The organism is Streptomyces sp. AC627_RSS907, assembly GCF_019049165.1.
On sequence record NZ_JAGMUE010001476.1, the window covers coordinates 1 to 576 of the forward strand.

General features: G+C 68.1%; 1 pseudogene. It reads right to left on the bottom strand.

Going from position 1 to position 576, the window contains the following annotated elements:
• Positions 1–576, bottom strand: a pseudogene (locus KUM32_RS42535) (peptidase S8); the annotation flags it as partial.

The window sequence follows — 576 nt, forward strand, 5'->3', positions numbered from 1 at the left end:
CTTGACGGGGATGCCGACCACCCAGCTACCCGAATTGCCGATGACAGGGAAGACGTACAGGGCGCCCGTCTTCTTCGGTGCGGGCGCGCCCAGCCTGGCGGTGATCTTGGCGAGGTCAGCGGGCTTGGCGTGCCGGACGAAGCCGGTCGGCGCCTTGGTGACGGAACCGCCGTAGGCCACGTGGTACGTGGGGCCGTTCCCCGCCCGCTGGAAGCTGCTGGTGAACTTCTGGGTCAGCTCGCCGGCCGGGACGGCCGGGCCGAGGTGCGCGGTCCTGAACTTCGCGAAGGAGTCCAGCAGGTAGCCGTAGCCGAAGGACACGTTCTGCCCGGTGACACCGATCTCCGCGTAGGCGAGCAGCGAGGTGGCGTCCCGGATCGGAACGGTCAGGTCGACGGGCTTGGTGGTGCGTGCGTCGAGGGTCGCCGTGGTGTTCCTGTCGACGACCAGCTTGGGCTGGTTGATCCAGTCGATGCTCTCGTCGCTGCCGCTGATCGAGCCGGTGAGCAGGTAACGGCCCTTGGGGACCCGGACCTTGCCGTCCTTGCTGGTGTCGTCGACACCGAAGGTCTGGCC